Genomic DNA, 541 nt, shown 5'->3' on the forward strand with positions numbered 1-541 from the left:
GTACTGGGCCATCGGTGGCGGTAGCGGCCGGAAGGACTTCCACGGGCGAGCCGGTGCAGAGGGACGTACATGTCAGAAGTTCCCGACGATGAAGTCCTTGAACCGACCGAAGGCCGTTTTCACCGAGCCGCTCTTCTGCGCCACTTTGAAGCCGCGCAGGCGTGCCTGCCGCGCCTCCTCGAGCAAACCCATGACGGTAGCAGCACGCGGCTGGGCCACCATGTCGGACAACGCGCTGGAATACTTCGGAATGCCGCGGCGCACGGGCTTGAGGAAGATGTCCTCGCCCAGTTCCACCATGCCCGGCATGATCGCGCTGCCGCCCGTGAGCACGATGCCCGACGACAGCACTTCCTCGTAGCCCGATTCGCGGATCACCTGCTGCACGAGCGAGAAGATCTCCTCCACGCGCGGCTCGATCACGCCGGCCAGCGCCTGCTTGGACAACATGCGGGGGCTGCGGTCGCCCAGGCCCGGCACTTCCACCTGCGCTTCCGGGTCGGCCAGCAGCTGCTTGGCGTAGCCGCTCTCGACCTTGATG

Annotated in this window: 1 protein-coding gene; it reads right to left on the minus strand. The window is 66.2% G+C overall.

All coding sequences use genetic code 11. The features are described 5' to 3' along the window. Window positions 1-72: 72 nt before the first annotated feature. Window positions 73-541 (minus strand): cell division FtsA domain-containing protein (locus tag GWE18_RS42000; protein WP_275191319.1); only part of this gene is annotated, 469 nt, incomplete at its 5' end.

It is taken from the genome of Bradyrhizobium sp. CSA112 (assembly GCF_029051645.1).
Taxonomy (GTDB): domain Bacteria; phylum Pseudomonadota; class Alphaproteobacteria; order Rhizobiales; family Xanthobacteraceae; genus Bradyrhizobium.